Below are 3,686 nucleotides of genomic sequence, written 5' to 3'. Positions count from 1 at the left end.
GTGCCCGAGACGCCGAAGGACGACACGCCCGCGCGGCGCGGGCGATCCACGGAAGGCCAGGAGCGCGTCGCGGTCAGCAGTTCGACGTCGCCCGCCTCCCAGTCGACGTGCGACGACGGCTCGGTGATGTGGAGCGTGCGCGGCAGCACGCCGTGGTGCAGCGCCTGCACCATCTTGATCACCGACGCGACACCGGCGGCGGCTTGCGAGTGGCCGATGTTCGACTTGATGGAACCCAAGAGCAGAGGCGTGGAGCGGTCCTGGCCGTAGGTCGCCAGCAGGGCCTGCGCCTCGATCGGGTCGCCCAGCGGGGTTCCGGTGCCGTGCGCCTCCACCGCGTCCACATCGGACACCGACAAGCCCGCCGAGGCGAGCGCGGCGCGGATCACCCGCTGCTGCGATGGGCCGTTGGGCGCGGTGAGGCCGTTCGAGGCACCGTCCTGGTTGACCGCGGAACCGCGAACGACCGCGAGGATCCGGTGGCCGTTGCGCAGCGCGTCCGACCGCCGTTCCAGCACGACCTGGCCGATGCCCTCTGCCCAGCCCACACCGTCGGCGGAGTCGGAGAACGCCTTCGAGCGGCCGTCCTCGGAAACGCCGCGCTGCCGGGAGAACTCGATGAACGTCGACGGCGTGGACATCACCGTCACACCACCGGCGAGAGCGAGCGAACACTCCCCCGACCGCAGCGACTGGATCGCCCAGTGCATCGCGACCAGCGACGACGAGCACGCCGTGTCGACGGTGACCGCCGGGCCCTCGAAACCGAACACATAGGACACACGGCCCGAGGCGACACTGCCCGCGCTGCCCTGACCCTGATGTCCTTCCATGTCGCCGCCACCGACGACGGACTGGTAGTCGTTGTACATCAGGCCGGTGAACACACCGGTCGCACTGCCCCGCAACGAAGTCGGGTCGATACCCGCCCGCTCCAGCGCTTCCCACGCGGTCTCCAGCAGGAGACGTTGCTGCGTGTCGGTCGCCAGCGCCTCCCGCGGCGACATGCCGAAGAACGACGGGTCGAACTCCGCCGCGTCGTGCAGGAAGCCACCCGACCGCGTGTAGGAGGTGCCGATGTGGTCGGGATCCGGGTGGTAGAGGCCGTCGAGGTCCCAGCCGCGGTCGGACGGGAACCCGGTGACGGCGTCGACCTCGTCGATCACGAGCTGCCACAGCTCTTCCGGCGTCGTGACGCCGCCGGGATAACGACAAGCCATGCCGACGATCACAATCGGATCGTCTGAAGTGGACACAAGTGCAGGATCCGGAATCGCCACCACGCCACCGAACAGCTCGTCACGCAGGTAGGAGGCGAGCGCACCGGACGTCGGGTAGTCGAAGATCAGCGTCGCGGGCAGGCGGATGCCGGTGGCGGCGGTCAGCCGGTTGCGCAGCTCGACGGCCGTCAGCGAGTCGAATCCGAGGTCCCGGAACTGCTGCGCGGGGTCAACCGCGCCCGCACCGCCGTGGCCGAGAACTCCGGCCACTTCAACACGAACAACGTCGAGCAGTGCCTCCAGCCGAGCGACCTCCGACAACGCCGAAAGCCGCGACACCAACGTCACCGCGGTGTCGGAGCCCGCCACGGAACGCTTCGAGCGCGTCCGGACCAGGCCGCGCAACACGGCTGGAACGTCGCCCTTGGCCCGCAGCACCGCCAGGTCGAGCCGGAACGGCGCCAGCGCGGCACCACCATGTGCGACGGCCGCGTCGAACAGCTCCACGCCCTGCTCCACCGAGATCGGCGGCATACCGGCGCGGCGCATGCGTTCGACGTCCACTTCGGACAGATGTCCGGCCATGCCGCCTTCCCAGGCACCCCAGGCCAGCGACACGGTGTTCGGGCGGTGCTGGGCGAGGGCGTCGAGGAACGCGTTGGCCGCCGCGTAGTTGCCCTGGCCCGCGCTGCCGAGCGTGCCGGCGACGGACGAGAACAGCACGAACCGGTCGAGCTCGCCGGCCAGCTCGTGCAGGTTCCAGGCGGCGTCGACCTTGGGGCGCAACACGGCCGACAGACGCTCGGGAGTCAGCGACTCGATCACGCCGTCGTCCAGCACACCCGCGGCGTGCACGATCGACCGGACCGGATGTTTCTTCAGCAACCTCTGCACGGCTTTGCGGTCGCTCACATCGCATTTCGCGACGGTGACCCGCGCGTCCAGCTCTGCAACCCAGGCCGGCTTCTCGCCGCGCCTGCTGACCAGCACCAACTCGTCAACGCCCTGCGCGACAAGGTGTTTCGCGATGACGCCGCCAAGGCCGCCGGTGCCGCCGGTGATCAGCACCGGCCCCTGCCACGTGACCTCGCGCCGGGTCGCTGTCGCGCGCGCGAGGCGGGCGGCCTTCACCACGCCGTCGCGGATGATCAGCTCAGGTTCGTCGATGCCCAGCGCCCGCGGCACGAGCTCGCCGGAGTCGGTGTCGATGATGCCGAACCGGCCGGGATGCTCGGTCTGCGCCGCCCGCACCAGACCCCGCACGGCCGCACCCGCCAGGCAACCCGTGCCGGTGACGAACACCAGCTTCTCGGACCGCTCCCCGGCGATCCACTCCTGCAGCCGCGCCAACGCCTGTGCGACAAGGGTGTGCGTCGCCTCAACGACCTCACCCTCCGCAACGACGTGCTCCACCACGACGTCCGCTGCCGCCTCGGCGGGCACGTCGACCTCTGCCCAGTCGAGCTGGAACAGCGAGTCACGGTCCACAGTGGTCAGTTGGTCGGCGGACACCGCACGCACCACCAGCGCGTCCACCGACGCGACCGGCGCGCCGGCGGTGTCGGCCAACGCGATCGCGATGCTGCTGCCGTTCCGGGTCAGCTTCACGCGCAACGCCGTGACCCCGGTCGCGTGCAGCGAGACGCCTTCCCACGAGAACGGCAACCCGGCACCGCCGTCCACGAGCAGCGCGGCGTGCAGCGCCGAGTCGAGCAGCGCCGGGTGCAGACCGAACCCGCTGGCAGCCACCCCCTCAGGCAGCGCGACCTCGGCGAACACCGTGCCGCCGTCCCGCCACGCCGCCCGCAGCCCCTGGAACGAGGGCCCGTACTCGAACCCGCCCTCCGCGAACCGCTCGTACGCGTCCGAGACGTCGATCGCCTCCGCGCGTGGTGGCCACTCGCCGACCTCGGCTGTCACTCCACCGGTTCCGAGCACACCGGTGGCGTGCTCGGTCCACGGCTCGTCGACCGCGGTCTCAGGCCGGGAGTAGATGGCGATCGACCGGCGGCTGTTCTCCGAGTCGTCTTCTGGGACTCCCACGATCAGCTGAACCTGGATGCCACCGCTCTCCGGCAGCACGAGCGGCGCCGCGAGCGTCAGCTCCTCGACGCGATCGAGCCCGACCTCGTCCGCCGCCCGCAGCGCCAGCTCGACGAGCGCCGCACCCGGCACGAGCACCGCGCCGTGCACCGCGTGGTCCGCCAGCCACGACCGCCGCGACAGCCGCGCCGTGAACAGGTGCCCCGCTCCCCCGGCGAGTTCGACGGCCGCCCCGAGCAACGGGTGCTCCACCGCGCCGAGGCCCGCCGACCGGACGTCCGACTTCGCGGTGTTCTCCGGCCAGAACGACTGGTGGTCGAACGCATACGTGGGCACGTCGACCCGTCGACCGCCGGTATACAGCTGCATCCAGTCAACATTGATTCCGTCAACATGTACTTGACTGAGTGCAGTCAACATTGA

1 protein-coding gene is annotated in these 3,686 nt (G+C 70.5%); it reads right to left on the bottom strand.

The window, feature by feature from the left end:
• A partial coding sequence (locus UK23_RS47045; protein WP_231115004.1) for a type I polyketide synthase occupies window positions 1–3,632 on the bottom strand: 3,632 nt, incomplete at its 3' end.
• Window positions 3,633–3,686: the final 54 nt, after the last annotated feature.

It is taken from the genome of Lentzea aerocolonigenes (genome assembly GCF_000955955.1).
Classification (GTDB): Bacteria; Actinomycetota; Actinomycetes; order Mycobacteriales; family Pseudonocardiaceae; genus Lentzea; species Lentzea aerocolonigenes_A.
This window is presented reverse-complemented; position numbering and strand designations above follow the sequence as displayed.